14 protein-coding genes are annotated in these 19,866 nt (G+C 58.5%); 5 read left to right on the top strand and 9 right to left on the bottom strand.

Translation table 11 applies throughout. The features are described from left to right. The first annotated feature begins 399 nt into the window (after window positions 1-399). From mfd to ACIOVB_RS23955, 3 genes are read left to right on the top strand one after another with little or no spacing between them, the layout of a single operon-like run. Window positions 400-3,849 carry a transcription-repair coupling factor gene (gene mfd, locus ACIOVB_RS23945; protein ID WP_187677528.1) on the top strand — a complete coding sequence of 1,150 codons (3,450 nt, stop codon included), beginning with the start codon at window positions 400-402 and terminating at the stop codon, window positions 3,847-3,849. A gap of 11 nt (window positions 3,850-3,860) precedes the next feature. Then, window positions 3,861-4,427, top strand: coding sequence for a CsiV family protein (locus ACIOVB_RS23950; RefSeq protein WP_187677527.1), 567 nt, complete (start codon window positions 3,861-3,863; stop codon window positions 4,425-4,427). Between the two features lie 11 nt (window positions 4,428-4,438). Beyond that, the gene (locus ACIOVB_RS23955) at window positions 4,439-7,129 is read left to right on the top strand and encodes a DEAD/DEAH box helicase (RefSeq protein ID WP_401271865.1); all 2,691 of its coding nucleotides are present in this window, start codon (window positions 4,439-4,441) and stop codon (window positions 7,127-7,129) included. Between the two features lie 79 nt (window positions 7,130-7,208). Here ACIOVB_RS23955 and ACIOVB_RS23960 read toward each other — a convergent pair whose 3' ends face one another. From ACIOVB_RS23960 to ACIOVB_RS23975, 4 genes are all read right to left on the bottom strand, one after another. Then, the gene (locus tag ACIOVB_RS23960; protein ID WP_401271866.1) at window positions 7,209-10,502 is read right to left on the bottom strand and encodes an SNF2-related protein; all 3,294 of its coding nucleotides are present in this window, start codon (window positions 10,500-10,502) and stop codon (window positions 7,209-7,211) included. 16 nt (window positions 10,503-10,518) lie between these two features. Beyond that, window positions 10,519-11,256, bottom strand: a complete 738-nt coding sequence (locus ACIOVB_RS23965; protein ID WP_401271867.1) for an S-methyl-5'-thioinosine phosphorylase — start codon at window positions 11,254-11,256, stop codon at window positions 10,519-10,521. 12 nt (window positions 11,257-11,268) lie between these two features. Beyond that, window positions 11,269-12,279 (bottom strand): beta-N-acetylhexosaminidase, encoded by a 1,011-nt coding sequence (gene nagZ, locus ACIOVB_RS23970; protein ID WP_401271868.1) that lies wholly within the window; start codon window positions 12,277-12,279, stop codon window positions 11,269-11,271. Between the two features lie 158 nt (window positions 12,280-12,437). After that, a complete protein-coding gene (locus ACIOVB_RS23975; protein WP_401271869.1) occupies window positions 12,438-13,145 on the bottom strand; it encodes a TetR/AcrR family transcriptional regulator in 708 nt (235 codons plus the stop codon). 229 nt (window positions 13,146-13,374) lie between these two features. Between ACIOVB_RS23975 and lexA the strand changes: the two genes are divergently transcribed. Both lexA and sulA read left to right on the top strand, forming a co-directional pair. Further along, window positions 13,375-13,983, top strand: a complete 609-nt coding sequence (gene lexA, locus ACIOVB_RS23980; RefSeq protein ID WP_003226590.1) for a transcriptional repressor LexA — start codon at window positions 13,375-13,377, stop codon at window positions 13,981-13,983. Window positions 13,984-13,993: 10 nt separating this feature from the next. After that, window positions 13,994-14,467: an SOS-induced cell division inhibitor SulA gene (gene sulA, locus ACIOVB_RS23985; protein ID WP_401271870.1), complete on the top strand. Its 474-nt coding sequence runs from the start codon at window positions 13,994-13,996 to the stop codon at window positions 14,465-14,467. Between the two features lie 97 nt (window positions 14,468-14,564). On the opposite strand, the gene ACIOVB_RS23990 is transcribed toward sulA, so the two are convergent. The 5 genes from ACIOVB_RS23990 to fadA form a co-directional block, all read right to left on the bottom strand. Further along, window positions 14,565-14,798: a hypothetical protein gene (locus ACIOVB_RS23990; protein WP_008082203.1), complete on the bottom strand. Its 234-nt coding sequence runs from the start codon at window positions 14,796-14,798 to the stop codon at window positions 14,565-14,567. A gap of 106 nt (window positions 14,799-14,904) precedes the next feature. Then, on the bottom strand, window positions 14,905-15,429 hold the full coding sequence (locus ACIOVB_RS23995; protein ID WP_401271871.1) for a DUF6586 family protein: 525 nt from the start codon (window positions 15,427-15,429) through the stop codon (window positions 14,905-14,907). Between the two features lie 144 nt (window positions 15,430-15,573). Then, window positions 15,574-18,207, bottom strand: coding sequence for a type I DNA topoisomerase (topA, locus tag ACIOVB_RS24000; protein WP_401271872.1), 2,634 nt, complete (start codon window positions 18,205-18,207; stop codon window positions 15,574-15,576). A gap of 114 nt (window positions 18,208-18,321) precedes the next feature. Beyond that, window positions 18,322-18,558, bottom strand: a complete 237-nt coding sequence (locus ACIOVB_RS24005; protein WP_007910467.1) for a DUF1653 domain-containing protein — start codon at window positions 18,556-18,558, stop codon at window positions 18,322-18,324. Window positions 18,559-18,656: 98 nt separating this feature from the next. Next, window positions 18,657-19,832: an acetyl-CoA C-acyltransferase FadA gene (gene fadA / locus ACIOVB_RS24010; protein WP_401271873.1), complete on the bottom strand. Its 1,176-nt coding sequence runs from the start codon at window positions 19,830-19,832 to the stop codon at window positions 18,657-18,659. Between the last annotated feature and the right edge of the window lie 34 nt (window positions 19,833-19,866).

Raw genomic sequence — 19,866 nt, forward strand, 5'->3', positions numbered from 1 at the left:
ACCAAGACACTGGTCGGGCTTCTGAGTCACGGGAACCTTCCACATGTAGGGGCAGAAAAAAGGGGCTACATTATGCCGCCGCGAGCCTCTTGTAGCAATGCGCGCTTGTCGCGCAATCGGTAACAAAATTCCGTTCAAAAAAATTACGCCCCTCGCCAGCCCAGTAAAACCGGGGCCTCCAGCACAGTCAATTTTTCGACGACTGTTAGACGATGTCTGTAACCCTCCGTAACACCACCCCGTTTCGGCACTACATAACCCCAAAAAAAGTGCCCTTTTTTATGGTTACCACTACATTTTGCGCAAACAGTGAAGATAGACGCAGTCTGCAACTGACAGGCAGCATCGGACGCCGCTACAATTACCGACTTTGTCGCAACGCCTGGAGCTCAACCTTCCGTGCCTGTTCTGCGTCTACCGCTTCTCCCTGCCGAGGCAGGTAAACAGCACTGGGGCAATCTGCCCGGTGCCGCCCTGAGCCTGGCGATTGCCGAGGCTGCCAGCGCTGCCAAGCGCTTCACCCTGCTACTGACCGCCGACAGCCAGAGTGCCGAACGGCTGGAACAGGAGCTGAGTTTCTTCGCCCCGGATTTGCCCGTTCTGCATTTCCCCGACTGGGAAACCCTGCCGTACGATCTGTTTTCGCCGCACCAGGACATCATTTCCCAGCGCATCGCCAGCCTGTACAGGCTGCCGGAACTGGCGCATGGCGTACTGGTGGTGCCGATCACCACGGCCCTGCATCGTCTGGCGCCGACCAAATTCCTGCTCGGCAGCAGCCTGGTACTGGACGTCGGCCAGAAGCTCGATGTCGAGCAAATGCGTTCGCGACTTGAAGCCAGTGGCTATCGCTACGTCGACACCGTCTATGAGCACGGTGAATTCACGGTTCGCGGCGCGCTGATCGATCTCTTCCCGATGGGCAGCAAGCTGCCGTATCGCATTGACCTGTTCGATGACGAAATCGAAACCCTGCGCACTTTCGATCCGGAAAACCAGCGTTCCATCGACAAGGTCGATTCGGTCAAGCTGCTGCCGGCACGTGAGTTCCCGCTGCAAAAAGATGCGGTCACTCGCTTCAAGGCGCGTTTCCGCGAGCGTTTTGACGTCGACTTCCGGCGCTGCCCGATCTTTCAGGATTTGAGCAGCGGTATCACCCCGGCCGGTATCGAGTACTACCTGCCGCTGTTCTTCGACGAAACCTCAACCCTGTTCGATTACCTGCCCCAGGACACGCAAGTGTTCTCGCTGCCAGGCATTGAGCAAGCGGCTGAGAATTTCTGGAACGACGTGCGTAACCGTTATGAAGAACGCCGCGTCGATCCATCGCGTCCTCTATTGCCTCCTGCGGAATTGTTCCTGCCGGTGGAAGACTGCTTTGCACGACTCAAGAACTGGCCACGCGTAGTTGCCAGTCAGCAGGACGTGGAAACCGGGGTCGGCCGCGAACGCTTCCCGGCGCAGGCACTGCCGAACCTGGCAATCGAAGCCAAAGCCACACAACCGTTGGCGGCACTTTCGACCTTCCTCGACGAATTCCCCGGCCGCGTGTTGTTCACCGCCGAATCGGCGGGACGTCGCGAAGTCCTGCTGGAGTTGCTCGAACGCTTGAAGCTGAGGCCGAAAACCGTCGACAGCTGGCCGGACTTCGTCGCGAGCAAGGATCGCCTGGCAATCACCATCGCCCCGCTCGACGAAGGCTTGATGCTCGACGATCCGGCGCTGGCACTGGTCGCGGAAAGTCCGCTGTTCGGTCAACGCGTGATGCAGCGTCGTCGCCGCGAGAAGCGTGCCGACGGCAACAACGATGCGGTGATCAAGAACCTCACCGAGCTGCGTGAAGGCGCACCGGTGGTGCACATTGACCACGGTGTCGGTCGTTATCTGGGCCTGACGATTCTGGAAATCGACAATCAGGCTGCCGAGTTCCTCACGCTCGAATACGCCGAGAACGCCAAACTCTACGTGCCGGTCGCCAACCTGCACTTGATCGCCCGTTACACCGGCAGTGACGATGCGCTGGCCCCGCTGCACCGCCTCGGCTCCGAGACCTGGCAGAAAGCCAAGCGCAAAGCCGCTGAACAGGTGCGTGACGTCGCCGCCGAACTGCTCGACATTTATGCCCGCCGCGCCGCTCGCGAAGGCTATGCGTTCGCCGACCCGAAGGCCGACTACGCAACGTTCAGCGCAGGCTTCCCGTTCGAAGAAACCCCGGACCAGCAGTCCACCATCGAAGCCGTGCGCGAAGACATGCTCGCGCCGAAACCGATGGATCGTCTGGTCTGCGGCGACGTTGGTTTCGGCAAGACCGAAGTGGCCATGCGTGCGGCGTTCATCGCCGTGCACGGCGGCCGCCAGGTGGCGATTCTGGTGCCGACCACCCTGCTCGCTCAGCAACACTACAACAGCTTCCGCGACCGCTTCGCCGACTGGCCGGTGACCGTGGAAGTGATGAGCCGCTTCAAATCGACCAAGGAAGTAAATGCTGCAATCGCTGATCTGGCAGAAGGCAAGATCGACATCGTCATCGGCACGCACAAGCTGCTTTCCGACGATGTGAAGATCAAAAACCTTGGCCTGGTAATCATCGACGAAGAACACCGCTTTGGTGTGCGCCAGAAAGAACAGCTCAAGGCCCTGCGCAGCGAAGTCGACATCCTCACCCTGACCGCTACGCCGATTCCGCGCACGCTGAACATGGCGGTGTCGGGCATGCGCGACCTGTCGATCATCGCTACGCCGCCGGCCCGACGCCTGTCGGTGCGCACCTTCGTTATGGAACAGAACAAGAGTACGGTCAAAGAAGCCCTGCTCCGTGAACTGTTGCGTGGCGGTCAGGTTTACTACTTGCACAACGATGTGAAGACCATCGAGAAATGCGCCGCCGATTTGGCCGAACTGGTGCCGGAAGCGCGGATCGGCATCGGTCACGGGCAGATGCGCGAGCGCGAACTCGAACAGGTGATGAGCGACTTCTATCACAAGCGCTTCAACGTGCTGATCGCCTCGACCATCATCGAGACCGGCATCGACGTGCCGAGCGCCAACACCATCATCATCGAGCGCGCCGACAAGTTCGGCCTGGCGCAACTGCACCAGTTGCGCGGTCGCGTCGGTCGCAGTCACCACCAGGCTTATGCTTATCTGCTGACACCGCCGCGCCAGCAAATCACTTCGGACGCGGAAAAACGTCTGGAGGCGATTGCCAATACCCAGGATCTCGGTGCCGGTTTCGTGCTGGCCACCAACGATCTGGAAATCCGTGGCGCCGGCGAATTGCTTGGGGATGGTCAGAGCGGCCAGATTCAGGCTGTGGGCTTTACGCTGTACATGGAAATGCTCGAGCGCGCGGTGAAGTCAATCCGTAAGGGCGAGCAGCCGAACCTCGATCAACCGCTCGGCGGTGGCCCGGAGGTCAACCTGCGGGTTCCGGCACTGATTCCGGAAGACTATCTCCCGGACGTCCACGCCCGTCTGATCCTGTACAAGCGCATCGCCTCGGCCACCGATGAGGAAGGCCTGAAGGATCTGCAAGTGGAAATGATCGACCGCTTCGGCCTGCTGCCGGAACCGACCAAAAATCTGGTGCGCATCACGGCCTTGAAACTGCAGGCCGAACAGCTGGGCATCAAGAAGGTCGATGGCGGCCCGCAAGGTGGCCGTATCGAGTTCGCCGCGCAGACGCCGGTCGACCCGATGACCTTGATCAAACTGATCCAGAGCCAGCCCAAACGCTACAAATTCGAAGGCGCCACGATGTTCAAGTTTCAGGTGCCGATGGAGCGCCCGGAAGAGCGCTTTAATACTGTAGAGGCGCTGTTCGAGCGCCTCATTCCGAAAACTGCTTGAAAGGACGCCGCATGCGCCTGTTTCGCTCACTGACTTTGCTACTGACTTTGGTAGCACCCACGGCATTTGCCGATGACACGTATCAGGTCGAAATGATTCTGGTCCGTCAGAACGCTGTACCCGCCATTGTCAGCCGCGCCGCGCCGGAAGACTGGGCCGCCGGCGCACAACGACTTGGCGATGAAACCAAGCGCACGCCCGCACTGGGTGAAGTTGCCGCAAAACTCACTGCCAGCGGGGAGTACAGCGTGTTGATGCACAAGGCCTGGCAGCAAACCCTTGGCGAGGCACCTGCGAAAGTAGCGGTCAGCGACGGCCAGGAACAGTTCGGCCAGTTCCCGATCGAGGGCACGCTTGAGATGAAACTCGGGCGTTTCACCGACGTGGCTGCCGACTTCTGGGTCAATCAGATCGACAGCAACGGTATGGTCACCGCCAGTGAGCGCCTGAAACAGGACAGTCACACCAAAAACGGCCAACTCAATTATCTCGACAACGGCCACCTGGCCCTGCTGATCAAGATCACTTCCCTGACGGCGCCTGCGCCACGGGAAGCGCCTGAAGCCATTCCGGACTGACCGAAGTCCTTATGTCCGCGCCCCTGAGCAAACCGTTGGCACCCTCCTGGGTCAGCCGATTCAAGGAACAGAGCCTGGAGCGTGGCCGCCGCTACGCTTTGGAAAACCGGGTACGCATCGCCCAGGTCGGCGATGCGACCATTACAGCCAGTTGCGAAGGCTCCGGCGGTAACGTCTACCGTCAGACCATTCAACTGCGCGAGTCGGCAAAAAGCACTTTGCTGCTGGTCGACGCGGCATGCACTTGCCCGGTTCGCAGCAACTGCAAGCACTGCGCAGCGGTGCTGCTGAAAATCCAGGAAACCCTCGACTACCCCGCCGCCGCCAAAGACGCCGAACTACTGGAAAAACTTCAGGCCGTGTTGGAAAACCGCAGCCCGAAAGCGCCGCCGCAGGTGTTGGTCGACAACGTGCAACCGATACCGCGCCTGTGGCTGGCGAGTGTCGAGTTCAGCGCTTTCGAGCCGCGCAACGGCAAGATGCAGCGCTACATTCAACATCGCGCGGCGCTGTCGTTCAGTTATCTGGACGAATACGTCAGCGGGCAGAAAAACAGCGACATCCTGATTCGTCAGGAAACCCAGACGCTGCGGATAAAACGCCATCCGGAAGTCGAACAGTCCTACCGCGAACAGTTACGAATCCTCGGTTTCCGCATCGCCACGCGCCAAAGCAAAGCACTCCCGGAAAGCGCCGGCGAACTCTACGAGATGGTCAATGACAGCGCATGGCTGACCTTTACCCTCAACGATCTGCCAAAGCTGCGCACGCAAGGCTGGGAATTGCAGATCGATGAGGAGTTCGGCTTCGACCTGACCGCAGTCGATGATTGGTACGCCACCGTCGAACAGGCACCGGAGCGCGACTGGTTTGATCTGGAACTGGGCATCATCGTCAACGGCGAGCGCCTGAGCCTGCTACCGATTCTGCTCAATCTGATGCGCTCGCACGCCGAGATTCTCAATCCGGAACGCCTCGCGCGCCGGCGCGACGACGAGCTGATTCTGGTCAATGTCCCCCAACGCAATATCGAACACGGGCCGTTGCAGGTTGCGCTTCCGCTGGGCCGACTGAAACCGGTGCTGGCGACCCTGGGCGAGTTCTATCTGCAAGAGCCCGGCGAAACCACCCTGCGCCTGAGCAAGGCCGACGCCACACGCCTGAATTCGCTGGAAGGCATTCCGCTGCTTTGGGAAGGCGGCGAGCAGATCCGCACGTTCGCCCAGCGCCTGCGCGACATCCGTGATTTCAGCACAGAAGCGCCGGAAGGCCTGAACGCGACGCTGCGCCCCTATCAGCTTGAAGGCTTGAGCTGGATGCAATCGCTGCGGCAACTGGAAGTCGGTGGGATTCTTGCGGATGACATGGGCCTGGGCAAAACCCTACAGACTCTGGCGCATATTCTTAGCGAGAAAAACGCTGGACGCCTGGATCGGCCGTGCATGGTGGTGATGCCTACCAGCCTGATTCCGAACTGGCTCGATGAAGCGGCGCACTTTACGCCGCAACTGAAAGTCGTGGCGCTGTATGGCGCCAGCCGCAAGAAGCACTTCGAGCATTTGGCCAACTTCGACTTGATCCTGACCACCTACGCGCTGCTGCCCAAGGACGTCGAGATTCTGGCCAAACAGCCGCTGCATGTGTTGGTGCTGGATGAAGCGCAATACATCAAAAACCCGAACAGCAAAGCCGCTCAAGCGGCCCGTGAACTGAATGCGCGCCAGCGCCTGTGCCTGAGCGGTACGCCACTGGAGAATCACCTCGGCGAACTGTGGTCGCTGTTTCACTTCCTGCTGCCCGGCTGGCTCGGCGACGTCAAAAGCTTCAACGCCGATTACCGAGTGCCGATTGAAAAGCGCGGCAGTGATGTCAGACTTCAGCACCTCAACGGTCGGATAAAGCCGTTTCTGCTGCGCCGCACCAAAGAGCAGGTGGCCACCGAACTGCCGCCGAAGACTGAAATCATCCATTGGGTCGATCTCAACGAAGCCCAACGCGACGTGTACGAAACCATGCGTTTGGCCATGGACAAGAAAGTCCGCGACGAGATCACGCGCAAAGGGGTAGCGCGCAGCCAGATCATCATTCTTGAGGCGTTGCTCAAGTTGCGTCAGGTCTGCTGTGATTTGCGCCTGGTCAACGACGCCACCCTGCCCGCCCGCGGCAGCACCTCGGGCAAGCTCGACAGCCTGATGGAAATGCTTGAGGAGTTGTTCGAAGAGGGTCGGCGGATTCTGCTGTTTTCGCAGTTCACTTCGATGCTGTCACTGATCGAGAACGAGTTGAAAAAACGCAATGTCGCTTACGCCTTATTGACCGGCCAAACCCGGGATAGGCGCACGCCGGTGAAGGAATTTCAGAGCGGCAAGCGTCAGATCTTTCTGATCAGCCTGAAAGCCGGCGGCGTAGGTCTGAACCTGACCGAAGCGGATACGGTGATTCACTACGATCCGTGGTGGAACCCGGCGACCGAGAATCAAGCGACTGACCGCGCGTATCGGATCGGCCAGGAGAAACCGGTGTTCGTCTACAAGATGATTGCCCGGGGCACGGTCGAAGAGAAGATTCAGCATCTGCAGAAGGAAAAGTCCGACTTGGCTGCGGGCGTTCTGGATGGACGCAAGGCTGGCGACTGGAAATTGCAGAATGACGATATTGAAGCGTTGTTTGCGCCGTTGCCGGATAAGCTCGACAAGCGCTGAGATGTTCGTCGCCTGTTAAATAGCTATCGCTGGCTTGCCAGCGATGGGGCCATCAAATATTGGTATCAGGCTTAGGCAATCAACCCTTGGCAACAGGCAACGGCGCAAATAATGCCTCGATGTCGCTCTGCTCCAATTTCCATCCCCCCGTCGTGCCACCCTCGAGCACCGCCCCAGCCAATGCAGCCTTCTCCTGCTGCAACGCCTGTATTTTTTCCTCTACCGTGCCACGAGCTATCAGCTTGTAAACGAACACCGGATTGTTTTGCCCGATTCGATACGCACGATCGGTTGCCTGATTTTCCACCGCCGGGTTCCACCAAGGGTCGAAGTGGATAACCGTGTCCGCAGCGGTCAGATTCAAACCGGTACCCCCAGCCTTCAGACTGATCAGAAACAGCGGCACCTTGCCGCCCTGAAAATCCTTCACCGGTGTGCGCCGATCCGTGGTTTCACCGGTCAGCAACGAATAGGCAATGTCACGTTGCTGCAACTCTTGCTCGATCAAGGCCAGCATCGAGGTGAACTGGGAGAACAGCAGGATCCTGCGCCCCTCGCCCAGCAACTCTTCGAGCATTTCCATCAGGCTGACCAGCTTGCCACTCCCGGAGCGCAGCGCCTTTGCCGTCAACGGCATGTTGATCAGGCGTAAGTCGCAACAGACCTGACGCAGCTTGAGCAAGGCATCCAGAATGATGATCTGACTGCGCGCCACGCCACTGCGGGCAATTTCGTCGCGCACTTTTTTGTCCATTGCCACACGAACCGTTTCATAGACATCGCGCTGGCCGTCGCTCAGATCAACCCAATGGACAATCTCGGTTTTCGGCGGCAACTCGGTTGCCACCTGATCCTTTTTGCGGCGCAGTAAAAAGGGTTTTATCCGCGCCGTCAGATGCTGCATGCGCTCGGCGTTGCCGTGCTTTTCAATCGGCGTGCGGTAGTCGCGATTGAAGGATTTGCTGTCGCCGAGCCAACCCGGCATCAAGAAGTGGAACTGCGACCACAGCTCACCCAAATGGTTTTCCATCGGCGTGCCGCTCAAGCACAAGCGCTGACGGGCCTGCAAATCACGCGCGGCTTGAGCAGCCTTGCTAAGCGGATTTTTGATGTTCTGCGCCTCATCTAGAATCAGCACGCTCCATAGCTGCGGCTGCAGAACTTCAAGATCCCTTGGCAGCAAGGCGTAAGTGGTCAGCACCAAATCGTATTCGGCAAAAGTGGCGAAGTCTTTTTTCCGCGCGGTGCCATGCAGCGCCAGCACCTTCAACTGCGGCGTGAAACGCAGGGCCTCGTCCAGCCAGTTGGGGATCAGACTGGTGGGCATCACGGCCAACGCCGGATGATCAAGCCGCCCGGCCTGCTTTTCAGTCAACAGGTGAGCCAGGGTTTGCAAGGTTTTACCCAGCCCCATATCGTCACCGAGAATGCCGCCAACCTCCAGCTCGCGCAGGGTTTGCATCCAGTTGAGGCCTTCGAGCTGATAAGGTCGCATCTGCGCATTGAGTCCGGCCGGCGCGTCGACTTGCGTATGAGTTGACTCACGCAGGCGCTTGGCAAAATTGCGCAGCCGCTCGCCACCCTGCCAATCGAGCGACACACCTTCAAGCAAACTCAGGCGCGCTGCATCGGGAGCACTCAAGCGCAATTTATCGCCGAGATGATTGCCCAGATACAATTCACTGAGCGTGGCCATCAGCGGTTTGACCCGGCCAAAAGGCAGCGCGACTTTGCCACTGATGTTATTGCTGAAGCGACCGGCACCCAACTCGACCAACAGCAGCTCATCATCACCGCGTTGAGCGAGTCTGGCTGGATCGAGAAGCAGTGGATGAGTGCGCAACAGGTGCAGAAAAATCGGCAACAGGCTGTGGCGTTCGCCGTTAACGACAATCCCTAATTGCAAATCAAACCACTGCCGTCCCGACTCTTCCTCAACCTCGGCGTACCAATGCTCGACCGGCTCTACGTTGAAATGGAAGTTCTTGCTGACGTCAATCTGCCAGCCTGCCTCGCGCAATGCGGGAATGCCATTTTGAGCAAAGGTGAGCCACGTTGAATCATCGGGCAGGTCAAATCTCTCACCCGGATGATCAACGCTGCTTTTGCGCGTGGCCTTCTTGAAGCCGTGTTTCTGTAGCTGCTGACGCAGGGCTTTTTCGGCAGCAGGCTGACGCTGAATACGCAGGGTTTCAACGCCCGCAAGAACCATCACCTGCGGGTTGCGATCCTGGACGGGATGACCGTCGTAGGTGAACAGCAAAGCTGCACGGTGCTCGGGTTCGTACTGCCAGCGCGTGTAGCGTTTGCCGCTGGCGAGGGTCAAATGAGCCTTGGGCAACACATCATCGACGATCCGCTCCGTGAGCTGGTGCGGCGGGGCCACTTGCGTTGCCGCACTCATCCTATGGCTGAACTGCATCGCTTGGCGGGCCGGAATCTCTGGTGCCAATGCCAAATGACAGGCGAGTTTCTCATCGAGCTCGTTAAACAGCGGGCCGATGTGGTGCCGCTCGCGATCCAGATAATACAGCGGCTCCAGCGCGAGTACGGTTTCCACCGACGCCTCATCGCTGCTCCATTGCGGGCGAAAACTGCCATTGGCTTGTTCGGCCCAGGCAAACTGCGCGCTTCTTCTGGCGCCCGCAGTCAGCGGCTGCAACTCTTCAAAATCCAGATACAGGCGCGACGTTTTCAACAGCATTTCGAGCAGTTCGGCGCCACTGCTGCCCTCCAGCGGATAGCCACTGTAATAGGCATGATGGGAGTGCATGGCCACGAGCAGCCTGGCAATTCGCAGATCAAGTTCGGTCAGATAACCGGGCTGACGCATCAGCATGTCTGATAGCGAGAACAACGGTTTGACGTCGCGCAGCTCTCCGCTCTTGAGCTGGTAGACCTTGAAGATTTCTACCAGCCACTTGCCCGGCACCGGTGTTGCATTGAGTTTGTAAAAGAGCCGCGTACTGGCCGCTTGCGAGGTTTCTTCAGTCTGCTGGGTCGCCACAGGAATACTGGAGAGCCAATGTTCCAGTGATCGGCTCAGTTGAACCGGGGCATCACTTTCAGGCGCTTTATCGGCGCGAGCCTGCAAGTGAAAGAGCACCGCCGCGCTGTGCTTGCAGTTGATCTCGACCGGACAGGAGCAAAAGCAACGCAGACCGAATTGCTCCTGCTGATCTTTAATCAAGTAGATGATCTGTTGATAGACGTAGTTTTCAGAACCCGCGCAGGCCGCCTCAATCATCTCGTCATCGACTAAATGGATTTCTATCCTATCCTCGATGGCGTAATCGCGAGCCTTGGCCAGAGCATTACGGCTGAATGCCTCAGTCCACGGCAGCGAGTGAAGCTGACTGATGATTGTCGTCATGGCGTTTATCACCCCTTCAGCCGGCCAACAACCGCGCCAACGCCGACTTCACCTTCCCCAGCCCGTCATGCAACGCCTGCTCGATCTCGGCCATGGTGATCACTTCGGCGGTCTTGCCAGCTGCCGGATTCACCACCAACGCCAAACAGGCGTAATCCAGATCCAGCTCACGAGCCAGTGCCGCTTCCGGCATACCGGTCATGCCAACGATGTCGCAACCATCACGCTCCAGACGCACGATCTCCGCAACAGTCTCCAGGCGTGGGCCTTGGGTACAGGCGTAAACACCCTGATCGCTGTACTCGCAACCTTCGGCGGCCACCGCAGCAATCAATTGCTGACGCAGCGGCTCGCTGTAGGGGAAGCTGAAATCGATGTGGGTGACATGTTCCAGATCATCGGCGAAGTAAGTGTGCTCGCGCCCGCTGGTGTAATCGACGATCTGATGTGGCACGCAGAAATGCCCGGTGCCCATCGCCGGATGAATCCCGCCAACGGCATTGACCGCAATGATCGCTTCGGCACCTGCCTGCTTCAGCGCCCACAGATTGGCGCGGTAGTTGACCTTGTGCGGCGGGAAACGATGCGGGTGGCCGTGACGGGCAAGGAACAGCACTTCCTTGCCGGCATATTCGCCGATTTGCACGTCGGCCGACGGCGCGCCGTAAGGGGTGTCCACCGCCAGCGATTGGCGAATGCTCAGACCTTCAAGCTGGGTCAGGCCGGTGCCACCGATGATTGCGTAAACCGTCATAACGAAAAATCCTCAATCGATCAGTTGAGCTTCTTTCAGCGCGCCGATAGCGGTGAGCCAACGCGGATCCTGACGGTAGTCGGTGCTGGCGAACGCCTGACCACGCATCCTCGCGATGCGCGCTGATGGCTTGACCTTCATCCGTTGTGCGGCGCTCAGGGCCAACTCGGCGGCGGCGCGGTCGTTGCACACCAGGCCCATGTCGCAACCGGCACTGAGTGCCGCTTCGATACGACTGGCGGCGTCGCCGACCACATGGGCGCCGGCCATCGACAGATCGTCGCTGAAGATCACGCCGTCAAACTGCAACTCGCCGCGCAGGATGTCCTGCAACCAGCGGCGGGAGAAACCGGCGGGCTGCGAATCGACTTGCGGGTAGATAACGTGGGCTGGCATGACCGCAGCCAGATGCTTGCTGAGTCTGGCGAAGGGTACGAGGTCGTTGGCGCGGATTTCGTCGAGGCTTCGCTCATCGTTGGGGATCGCGACATGAGAGTCCGCTTCGGCCCAGCCGTGACCAGGGAAGTGCTTGCCGGTGGCGGCCATCCCGGCGCTGTTCATGCCACGGATGAAGGCTCCGGCGAGCAGAGCGGCGCGCTCTGCATCTCCTTCGAACGAACGCGTGCCAACCACGGCGCTGCGTTGGTAATCCAGATCGAGCACCGGGGCGAAACTCAGGTCGAGTCCGACCGCCAGCACCTCGGTGGCCATGATCCAGCCGCACTGCTCGGCCAGATATTCGGCGTTCGGATTGTCGGCGATGGCGCGCATGGCCGGCAGGCGCACAAAGCCTTGACGCAGACGCTGCACGCGGCCGCCCTCCTGGTCCACCGCCAGCAGCAGATCCGGACGAATCGCACGGATCGCCGCGCTGAGTTCACGCACCTGACGCGGATGCTCGATATTGCGGGCAAAAATGATCAGGCCGCCCACTTCGGGCTGGCGCAACAATTGGCGATCTTCGGCCGTCAGCCAGGTACCGGCGACGTCCACCATCAACGAGCCTTGCAGGCCAGCAGTCATAGAGATTCCTTGAAAACGAAAAACCCGTTGCGCACGAGATCGCCACCGAAGGCAGTGCCCGGCAGGTCAGCGATATCGATAGAGAACGGGTTCAGAACGAGAGTCGGCATGGGCGGCTAGCTTAGCGGATACAAGCTGCCGCGCCCACCCGTGTGCGGTCAAACCTTGGCGGCTACCGGCATTGATTTGCTGCGCGGGCGCAACTGCGCGGTGGCCATGGCAGCGTCGGTGACGCCGGTCTCTGCGCGCATGCCTGCGGCAAGGAACGGCACCATCAGGCGCATGACTTGTTCGATGGAGGTGTTAACGCCGAAATCGGTCTCTGCGATCGCACGCAAAGCCTTGATGCCGGACATGCTGAACGCCGCCGCACCGAGCATGAAGTGCACGCGCCAAAACAGTTCTATCGGAGGAATGCGCGGCGCCGCCTCGTTGACCAGCAGCATGTAACGGCGGAACACCTTGCCGTACATGTCTTCCAGATAACGACGCAGGTGCCCCTGGCTTTGGCTGAACGCCAAACCGAGCAACCGCATGAAGATCGACAGATCATTGCCACTGCGCGGCTGGACCACGAGCGCCTGCTCAACAAGGATTTCCAGCAACTCTTCGAGGGTCGGCTTGTTTTCAGGCTTGGCCTGGCGTCGCTCCAGCTCCTTATCGAGGCTGATACAGAACGGCCCGAGGAATCGCGAGAAAACGGCTTGAATCAGCGCTTTCTTGGAGCCGAAATGATAGTTCACCGCTGCCAGGTTGACGCCAGCCTTGCTGGTAATCAAACGCAATGAGGTTTCAGCGAAACCTTTCTCCGCGAACAACTGCTCGGCAGCATCAAGAATGCGTTCAACGGTTTCCGACTGGGCCATGGCTACTCCGCCTGACAAACACTTGTTTGAAACATACGTTTCAGCCTGTGCCTTGTCAAGCCTGCCTGTTCGTTTTGGGAATGGTCGGTCAGCTATTTAACCACACAAGGCCAGTGCATTAATAAGCACGTCTGCCGACCGTCCGGCGGCCTGCAAAAAAACGGGCATTGCCAAGACCGCTTCACTGTATATAATCCCAGTCACTGTATAAAAAGACAGAGCGATCATTATGCTAAAGCTGACGCCACGCCAAGCCGAGATTCTGGCCTTCATCAAACGTTGCCTCGAAGACAATGGCTACCCGCCGACCCGCGCGGAAATCGCTCAGGAACTGGGTTTCAAATCGCCCAATGCTGCGGAAGAACACCTCAAGGCACTGGCCCGCAAGGGCGCCATCGAAATGACCCCGGGCGCTTCTCGCGGCATTCGAATCCCAGGTTTCGAAGCCAAGGCCGACGACTCTACCCTGCCCATCATCGGCCGAGTCGCAGCCGGCGCGCCGATCCTTGCCCAGCAGCACATCGAAGAATCCTGCAACATCAATCCGGCGTTCTTCCACCCACGTGCCGACTATCTGCTGCGCGTGCACGGCATGAGCATGAAGGACATTGGCATTTTCGACGGCGACCTTCTGGCAGTCCACACCACCCGTGAAGCGCGTAATGGCCAGGTTGTCGTCGCCCGCATTGGCGATGAAGTGACCGTCAAACGCTTCAAGCGTGAAGGCAGCAAAGTCTGGCTGATCGCAGAAAACCCTGAATTTGCCCCCATCGAAGTCGACCTGAAAGATCAGGAACTGGTGATCGAAGGCTTGAGTGTCGGCGTAATCCGCCGCTAAAGGAGGCTTTATGCAGTTCCCACACACACCTCAGCAAACACAACTGCCTTTATTCGATGCGTTTCTGGCGCAACCGATGGCGCCGATCCTGAAAGACGTGATCGAACGCCCTTGGAATGCCGAACCCGAAGTATTCAGTGAGCTGTCACTGCGCGGTGCGACCGGGAGCTGCCTGAACCTGCTCGCCCCGATACTTCGCGAATTGAGCGACGATCAAGACGCACGCTGGCTGACGCTGATTGCGCCACCCGCCAGCCTGACCCAATCATGGTTGCGGGATGCAGGCCTGAACCGCGAGCGCATTCTGCTGCTGCAACCCAGAGGCACACAAAGTGCTCATCAATTGGCCTGCGAAGCGTTGCGTCTAGGTCGCAGCCATACGGTAGTCACTTGGCTCAACCCACTGAACACGAGTTCACGACAACAACTGATCAGCGCTGCACGCACAGGCGACGCTCAGAGTCTGAACATTCGATTGGGTTGATTGGCTGGTTTGGTGCGCTGTTTGAAGCGCAGGGCTTCTCCATGGATAGAGAAGCCGATCTGAAGCGGTATCGACAGGAACCAAAAGCAGTCGGGAATCAATGAAGAACCCGAGGCCCTTCTTCCTTATCAAACTCACCTTCAATCATCCGGCCTGCCATCTGCACGCCGACGCTCAACATCGCCTTGGCAATTTCCACGTGCTGGCCCTGCAGGAATGTCTTGGCATCCTCGGAGAAATCCAGAGTCACCAAAGAACCCTCGTCCTCAGCCCTGCGCAGTTCGATTCGGCCGTCGGGTAACTCGACAATTTCTAGAAAGGACGTTGGCATATAGGTCTGTTCTCCACGAAAGGCAGGGATTATATAGACATCATTCAGGCTTCGCTCGGGATCTTGACCAGCAGCATGTTTCAGATTGCCACCGTGTCAATCCTCGTCAGCACTCGTTCAAACCTTCGCGAAAACGAATGGCCAGACCTTTGAGGTTTTGCCGCCAACTCTCAAGCTCCTCTCGACTCAACTCCTGCGGCGCCTCTTCCTCATCCAGGTTAACCGCCTGAATCAATGGCTGTGTGACGTCACCCTTGGGCTTGCGTGGCGCCCGTGGCGGCTGGAACAGCGCCGAATGCGCTGCCAACAGTTTTGCCAGCCAGGTTTCCGGATTGCCCGCCAGTTCAACCATTTCAGCCAGCTCGGGAATGGCAATCGACTCCAGCACTTCGCGTGTCAGCAACATCTCGGCCCGTGGCGCATTGGCCTGCGGCAGTCGATAGAACCCGGCGATCTCGTGACACAAACCCAACAGCGCGCCGTACAAGTGGAACAACGCCGATTCGCGCCCAGCCTGAATCAGCGCCAAGGAGTTCATCGCCCGCCCCTCTTCAGCCCGAGCCAAGGCTTCCAGCGACAGGCCGGCGAAATAGATTTTCTGATTGGTACGGGTATAGAACTCGTGGGCCATGACGGCAGTCTCCACAACGAAATAATTGCTTCACACAGGCCGGACAGTGTCGTGGATCAGCCGATCTCACCGCAAGCACAAAACAAAAAGGCCGCATGAAAACCCATAGGTTCTCATGCGGCCTTTTCAGTATCAGCCTAACGCTTACTCAGCCTTGGCCTTTGCAGAGCGCTTGTCTTCAACCGTCCATCTACCACCGTCGAAGTACGCCTTCCAACCGGTAGGCTTGCCGTCGACTTCGGTCTGCACGTATTGCTCCTTGGTCTTGCGGCTGTAGCGGATCACCGCTGGCAGACCATCAGGATCCTTCTGCGGCGCTTCGCACAGGAAGTGGTACTTCGGATCGATTTCGTCCTTGTGCGGCAGAATCTCGATCACCAGCGGAGCACGGGTCTCACGGTTTTTCGGGAACTGACTGGCCGCCAGGAACAGACCAGACGCACCGTCACGCAGGATGTAGGTGTCGTTAACCTTTTCGCATTTCAGCTCAGGCATCTTCACCGGATCCATCTTCGGCGGCGCCGCATCACCGCTCTTCAGCAGCTTGCGGGTATTTTTGCAGGTCGGATTAGTGCAACCAAAGAACTTGCCGAAACGACCAGTCTTGAGCTGCATCTCGCTGCCGCACTTGTCGCACTCCAGGCTCGGACCTTCGTAGCCCTTGATGCGATAGCTGCCTTCTTCGATTTCGTAGCCCGCGCAATCCGGGTTGTTACCGCAGATGTGCAGCTTGCGCTTCTCGTCGAGCAGGTAAGCATCCATCGCCGTGCTGCAGATCGGGCAGCGATGTTTGCCACGCAGTACCAGCGATTCCGACTCACCTTCGTCGTCCGCAGCGATCTCGTCGCCCGGCACCAGATTGACAGTGGCCTTGCAGCGTTCTTTCGGTGGCAGGCTGTAGCCCGAGCAGCCGAGGAATACACCGGTCGATGCGGTACGGATCTGCATCGGACGGCCGCAAGTCGTGCACGGAATGTCAGTCATGACCGGCTGGTTGGCACGCATGCCGCTTTCAGGGTTTTCGGCTACTTCCAGTTTCTTTTTGAAGTCGCCGTAGAACTCGTCCAGCACGTTTTTCCAGTCGCGCTCGCCCTGGGCCACGTCATCGAGGTTCTCTTCCATGCCGGCGGTGAAGCCATAGTCCATGAGGTTCGAGAAACTCTCCGACAGACGCTCGGTAACGATGTCGCCCATCTTTTCCGAATAGAAACGACGGTTATGCAGGGTCACGTAACCGCGATCCTGAATGGTCGAAATAATCGCCGCGTAGGTCGAAGGACGACCGATGCCGCGCTTTTCCATTTCCTTCACCAGACTGGCTTCGGAGTAACGCGCCGGCGGCTTGGTGAAGTGCTGCGATGGATCAAGCTTGATCAGCTTCATCACATCGCCCTGCGCCATATCGGGCAGCACGTCGTCGTCACCAGGTTTGGCAATTTGCGGCATGACGCGGGTGTAACCGTCGAATTTGAGGATACGACCCTTGGCGCGCAGCTCGAAATCACCGGCCCCTACGCTCACGGTAGTCGACAGGTACTGCGCCGGCAGCATCTGGCAAGCCAGGAATTGGCGCCAGATCAGCTCGTAGAGACGCTCGGCATCACGCTCCATGCCGGCAAGCTTGCTCGGAATGGTATTGGCATCGGACGGACGAATCGCTTCGTGAGCCTCTTGTGCGCCTTCCTTGCTGCTGTAGACGTTTGGCGTTTCCGGCAGGTATTTCTTGCCGAACTCGTCTTCGATATAAGCACGCGCCATCGTCACGGCATCCGCCGAGAGGTTGGTCGAGTCGGTACGCATATAAGTGATGTAGCCGGCTTCATACAGACGCTGGGCCATCATCATGGTTTTCTTCACGCCGAAGCCCAGGCGGTTGCTCGCAGCCTGTTGCAACGTAGACGTGATGAACGGTGCCGACGGCTTGCTGCTGGTCGGTTTGTCTTCGCGCTTGACGATGCTGTAGCTGGAAGATTTGAGCTTCTCCAGCGCGGCCATGGCCTGGGCTTCGTTCAGCGGCTTGAAGGCTTCGCCTTTCTCGCGGGCAACTTCGAAACGTACTGTCGATCCCTTGGTGGTGCCGAGATCGGCATGCACTTCCCAGTACTCTTCCGGGTTGAACGCACGGATTTCACGCTCACGCTCGACCACCAGTTTCACGGCAACCGATTGCACACGACCGGCGGACAGGCCACGGGCGATTTTGGCCCACAGCAGCGGCGAGACCATGTAGCCAACGACGCGATCGAGGAAGCGACGCGCCTGCTGAGCGTTGACACGATCGATGTCCAGCTCGCCCGGCTTGGAGAAGGCCTCCTGAATGGCCTTTTTGGTGATTTCGTTGAACACCACGCGCTTGTAGCGGCTGTCGTCACCACCGATGGCTTCGCGCAGGTGCCAGGCAATGGCTTCCCCCTCGCGATCCAAGTCGGTTGCGAGATAGATGGTGTCAGCATCTTTGGCGAGCCTGCGCAGCTCTTCGATCACCTTCTCTTTGCCCGGGAGGATCTCGTACTTGGCTTTCCAGCCATGATCGGGATCGACACCCATACGCGAGACGAGCTGCTTGCGCGCCTTCTCCTTCGGCGTGAGCACCGGACCTTCGCCTGCGGCAGCCTTGCCGCGCTTGGCGGCTGGCTCTTTGCTGGCGCTAGCCGAACCGCTGGTGGGCAGGTCTCGGATATGGCCGATACTCGACTTCACCACGTATTGGTTACCCAGATACTTGTTGATGGTCTTGGCCTTAGCCGGGGATTCCACAATGACCAGCGATTTGCCCATGGATCAGAAAATTCCTGAATTCTAGAAGTGAAAGGCGGTTGGCGCCTGACGCGGCACCGCTATATATAGTTGATACAAGGTGAGGTCAAGCACAGGGTTCTGTGCGCACTCGCCTCAGGCCTTGGAAAAAAGGCTCGGTTCGGCTTGCACCAAAGCAAAGCGTGGCACCTGCTCGCCGTCAACCTCGACCGACTCCAGAAACATGCTCAAGGGACGCACCCAAAAGCCGTAATCGCCATACAGGGCTTGGTAAAAGACCACTTCTTCTTCAGTCTCGGAATGCCGCGCAACACTGAATACACGGTACTGCGGACCTTTGTAATGTTGGTAGAGCCCAGGTTGTATCGGCATGGTTTGGCCCTCACTCAAATTTTTTCAAAATAAAAACAAAATAAATCCACAAAAACAAAAACCGGGGCACTTGGCCCCGGCTTCCATCGACGAGACGCTTAAACGCGTTCGAAGACGGTAGAGATGCCTTGGCCGAGACCAATGCACATAGTGGCCACCCCGAAGGTGCCACTATTCTGCTTCATCACGTTCAGCAGGGTGCCGGAAATACGCGCACCGGAGCAACCGAACGGGTGACCCAGAGCGATCGCGCCGCCGTGCAGGTTAACCTTCTCGTTCATCTTGTCGAGTACTTTCAGATCTTTCAGCACTGGCAGAGCCTGTGCGGCGAAAGCTTCGTTGAGCTCGAAGAAGTCGATATCGTTGATGCCAAGGCCTGCGCGCTTCAGGGCTTTTTGTGTCGCCGGAACTGGACCATAGCCCATGATTGCCGGATCCACACCCGCCACCGCCATCGAACGGATCACCGCCATCGGCTGGATTCCCAGGTCCTGCGCACGCTGCGCCGACATCACGATCATGCACGAAGCACCATCGGTGATCTGCGACGAAGTACCGGCAGTCACGGTGCCGCCCTTTGGATTGAAGGCAGGCTTAAGGGCCGCCAGACTTTCCAGGGTGGTTTCCGGACGAATGGTTTCGTCGTAGTCGAACAGTTTCAGGAAACCGTTCTCGTCATAGCCTTGCATCGGGATGATTTCGTCTTTGAACTTGCCTTCCACAGTAGCCTTGTGGGCCAACTGATGGGAACGCACGCCGAAAGCATCTTGCTGCTCGCGAGTAATGCCGTGCATTTTGCCAAGCATTTCAGCGGTCAGGCCCATCATGCCCGAGGCTTTCGCCGCGTACAGCGACATGTGCGGGTTCGGATCGACACCGTGCATCATGCTCACGTGACCCATATGCTCGACGCCGCCAACCACGAAGACGTCACCGTTGCCGGTCATGATCGCTTGCGCAGCAGTGTGCAGAGCACTCATCGACGAGCCACACAGACGGCTGACGGTCTGACCGGCCGAGGTGTGCGGGATCTGGGTCATCAGCGACGCCATGCGCGCAATGTTCCAGCCCTGCTCCAGGGTCTGGTTTACACAGCCCCAGATCACATCCTCGACTTCTGCAGGATCAACCTTGGCGTTGCGTTCCAGCAGTTTGCTGATCAGGTGCGCCGACATGTCTTCGGCGCGGGTGTTGCGGTGCATGCCGCCCTTGGAGCGGCCCATCGGAGTACGACCGAAGTCGACAATCACGAAGTCTCTAGGATTCAAGCTCATATCTTCACTCTCTCTCTAGTTGGGGGCGCTTTAC

This window comes from Pseudomonas sp. NPDC087639 (assembly GCF_044743385.1).
GTDB lineage: Bacteria > Pseudomonadota > Gammaproteobacteria > Pseudomonadales > Pseudomonadaceae > Aquipseudomonas.

Bases quoted from the DNA above. Each gene is read 5' to 3' on its own strand.
- ACIOVB_RS23950 (WP_187677527.1), top strand. From the start codon at position 3,861: ATGCGCCTGTTTCGCTCACTGACTTTGCTACTGACTTTGGTAGCACCC.
- ACIOVB_RS23955 (WP_401271865.1), top strand. From the start codon at position 4,439: ATGTCCGCGCCCCTGAGCAAACCGTTGGCACCCTCCTGGGTCAGCCGA.
- ACIOVB_RS23960 (WP_401271866.1), bottom strand. From the start codon at position 10,502: ATGACGACAATCATCAGTCAGCTTCACTCGCTGCCGTGGACTGAGGCA.
- ACIOVB_RS23965 (WP_401271867.1), bottom strand. From the start codon at position 11,256: ATGACGGTTTACGCAATCATCGGTGGCACCGGCCTGACCCAGCTTGAA.
- nagZ (WP_401271868.1), bottom strand. From the start codon at position 12,279: ATGACTGCTGGCCTGCAAGGCTCGTTGATGGTGGACGTCGCCGGTACC.
- ACIOVB_RS23975 (WP_401271869.1), bottom strand. From the start codon at position 13,145: ATGGCCCAGTCGGAAACCGTTGAACGCATTCTTGATGCTGCCGAGCAG.
- lexA (WP_003226590.1), top strand. From the start codon at position 13,375: ATGCTAAAGCTGACGCCACGCCAAGCCGAGATTCTGGCCTTCATCAAA.
- sulA (WP_401271870.1), top strand. From the start codon at position 13,994: ATGCAGTTCCCACACACACCTCAGCAAACACAACTGCCTTTATTCGAT.
- ACIOVB_RS23990 (WP_008082203.1), bottom strand. From the start codon at position 14,798: ATGCCAACGTCCTTTCTAGAAATTGTCGAGTTACCCGACGGCCGAATC.
- ACIOVB_RS23995 (WP_401271871.1), bottom strand. From the start codon at position 15,429: ATGGCCCACGAGTTCTATACCCGTACCAATCAGAAAATCTATTTCGCC.
- topA (WP_401271872.1), bottom strand. From the start codon at position 18,207: ATGGGCAAATCGCTGGTCATTGTGGAATCCCCGGCTAAGGCCAAGACC.
- ACIOVB_RS24005 (WP_007910467.1), bottom strand. From the start codon at position 18,558: ATGCCGATACAACCTGGGCTCTACCAACATTACAAAGGTCCGCAGTAC.
- fadA (WP_401271873.1), bottom strand. From the start codon at position 19,832: ATGAGCTTGAATCCTAGAGACTTCGTGATTGTCGACTTCGGTCGTACT.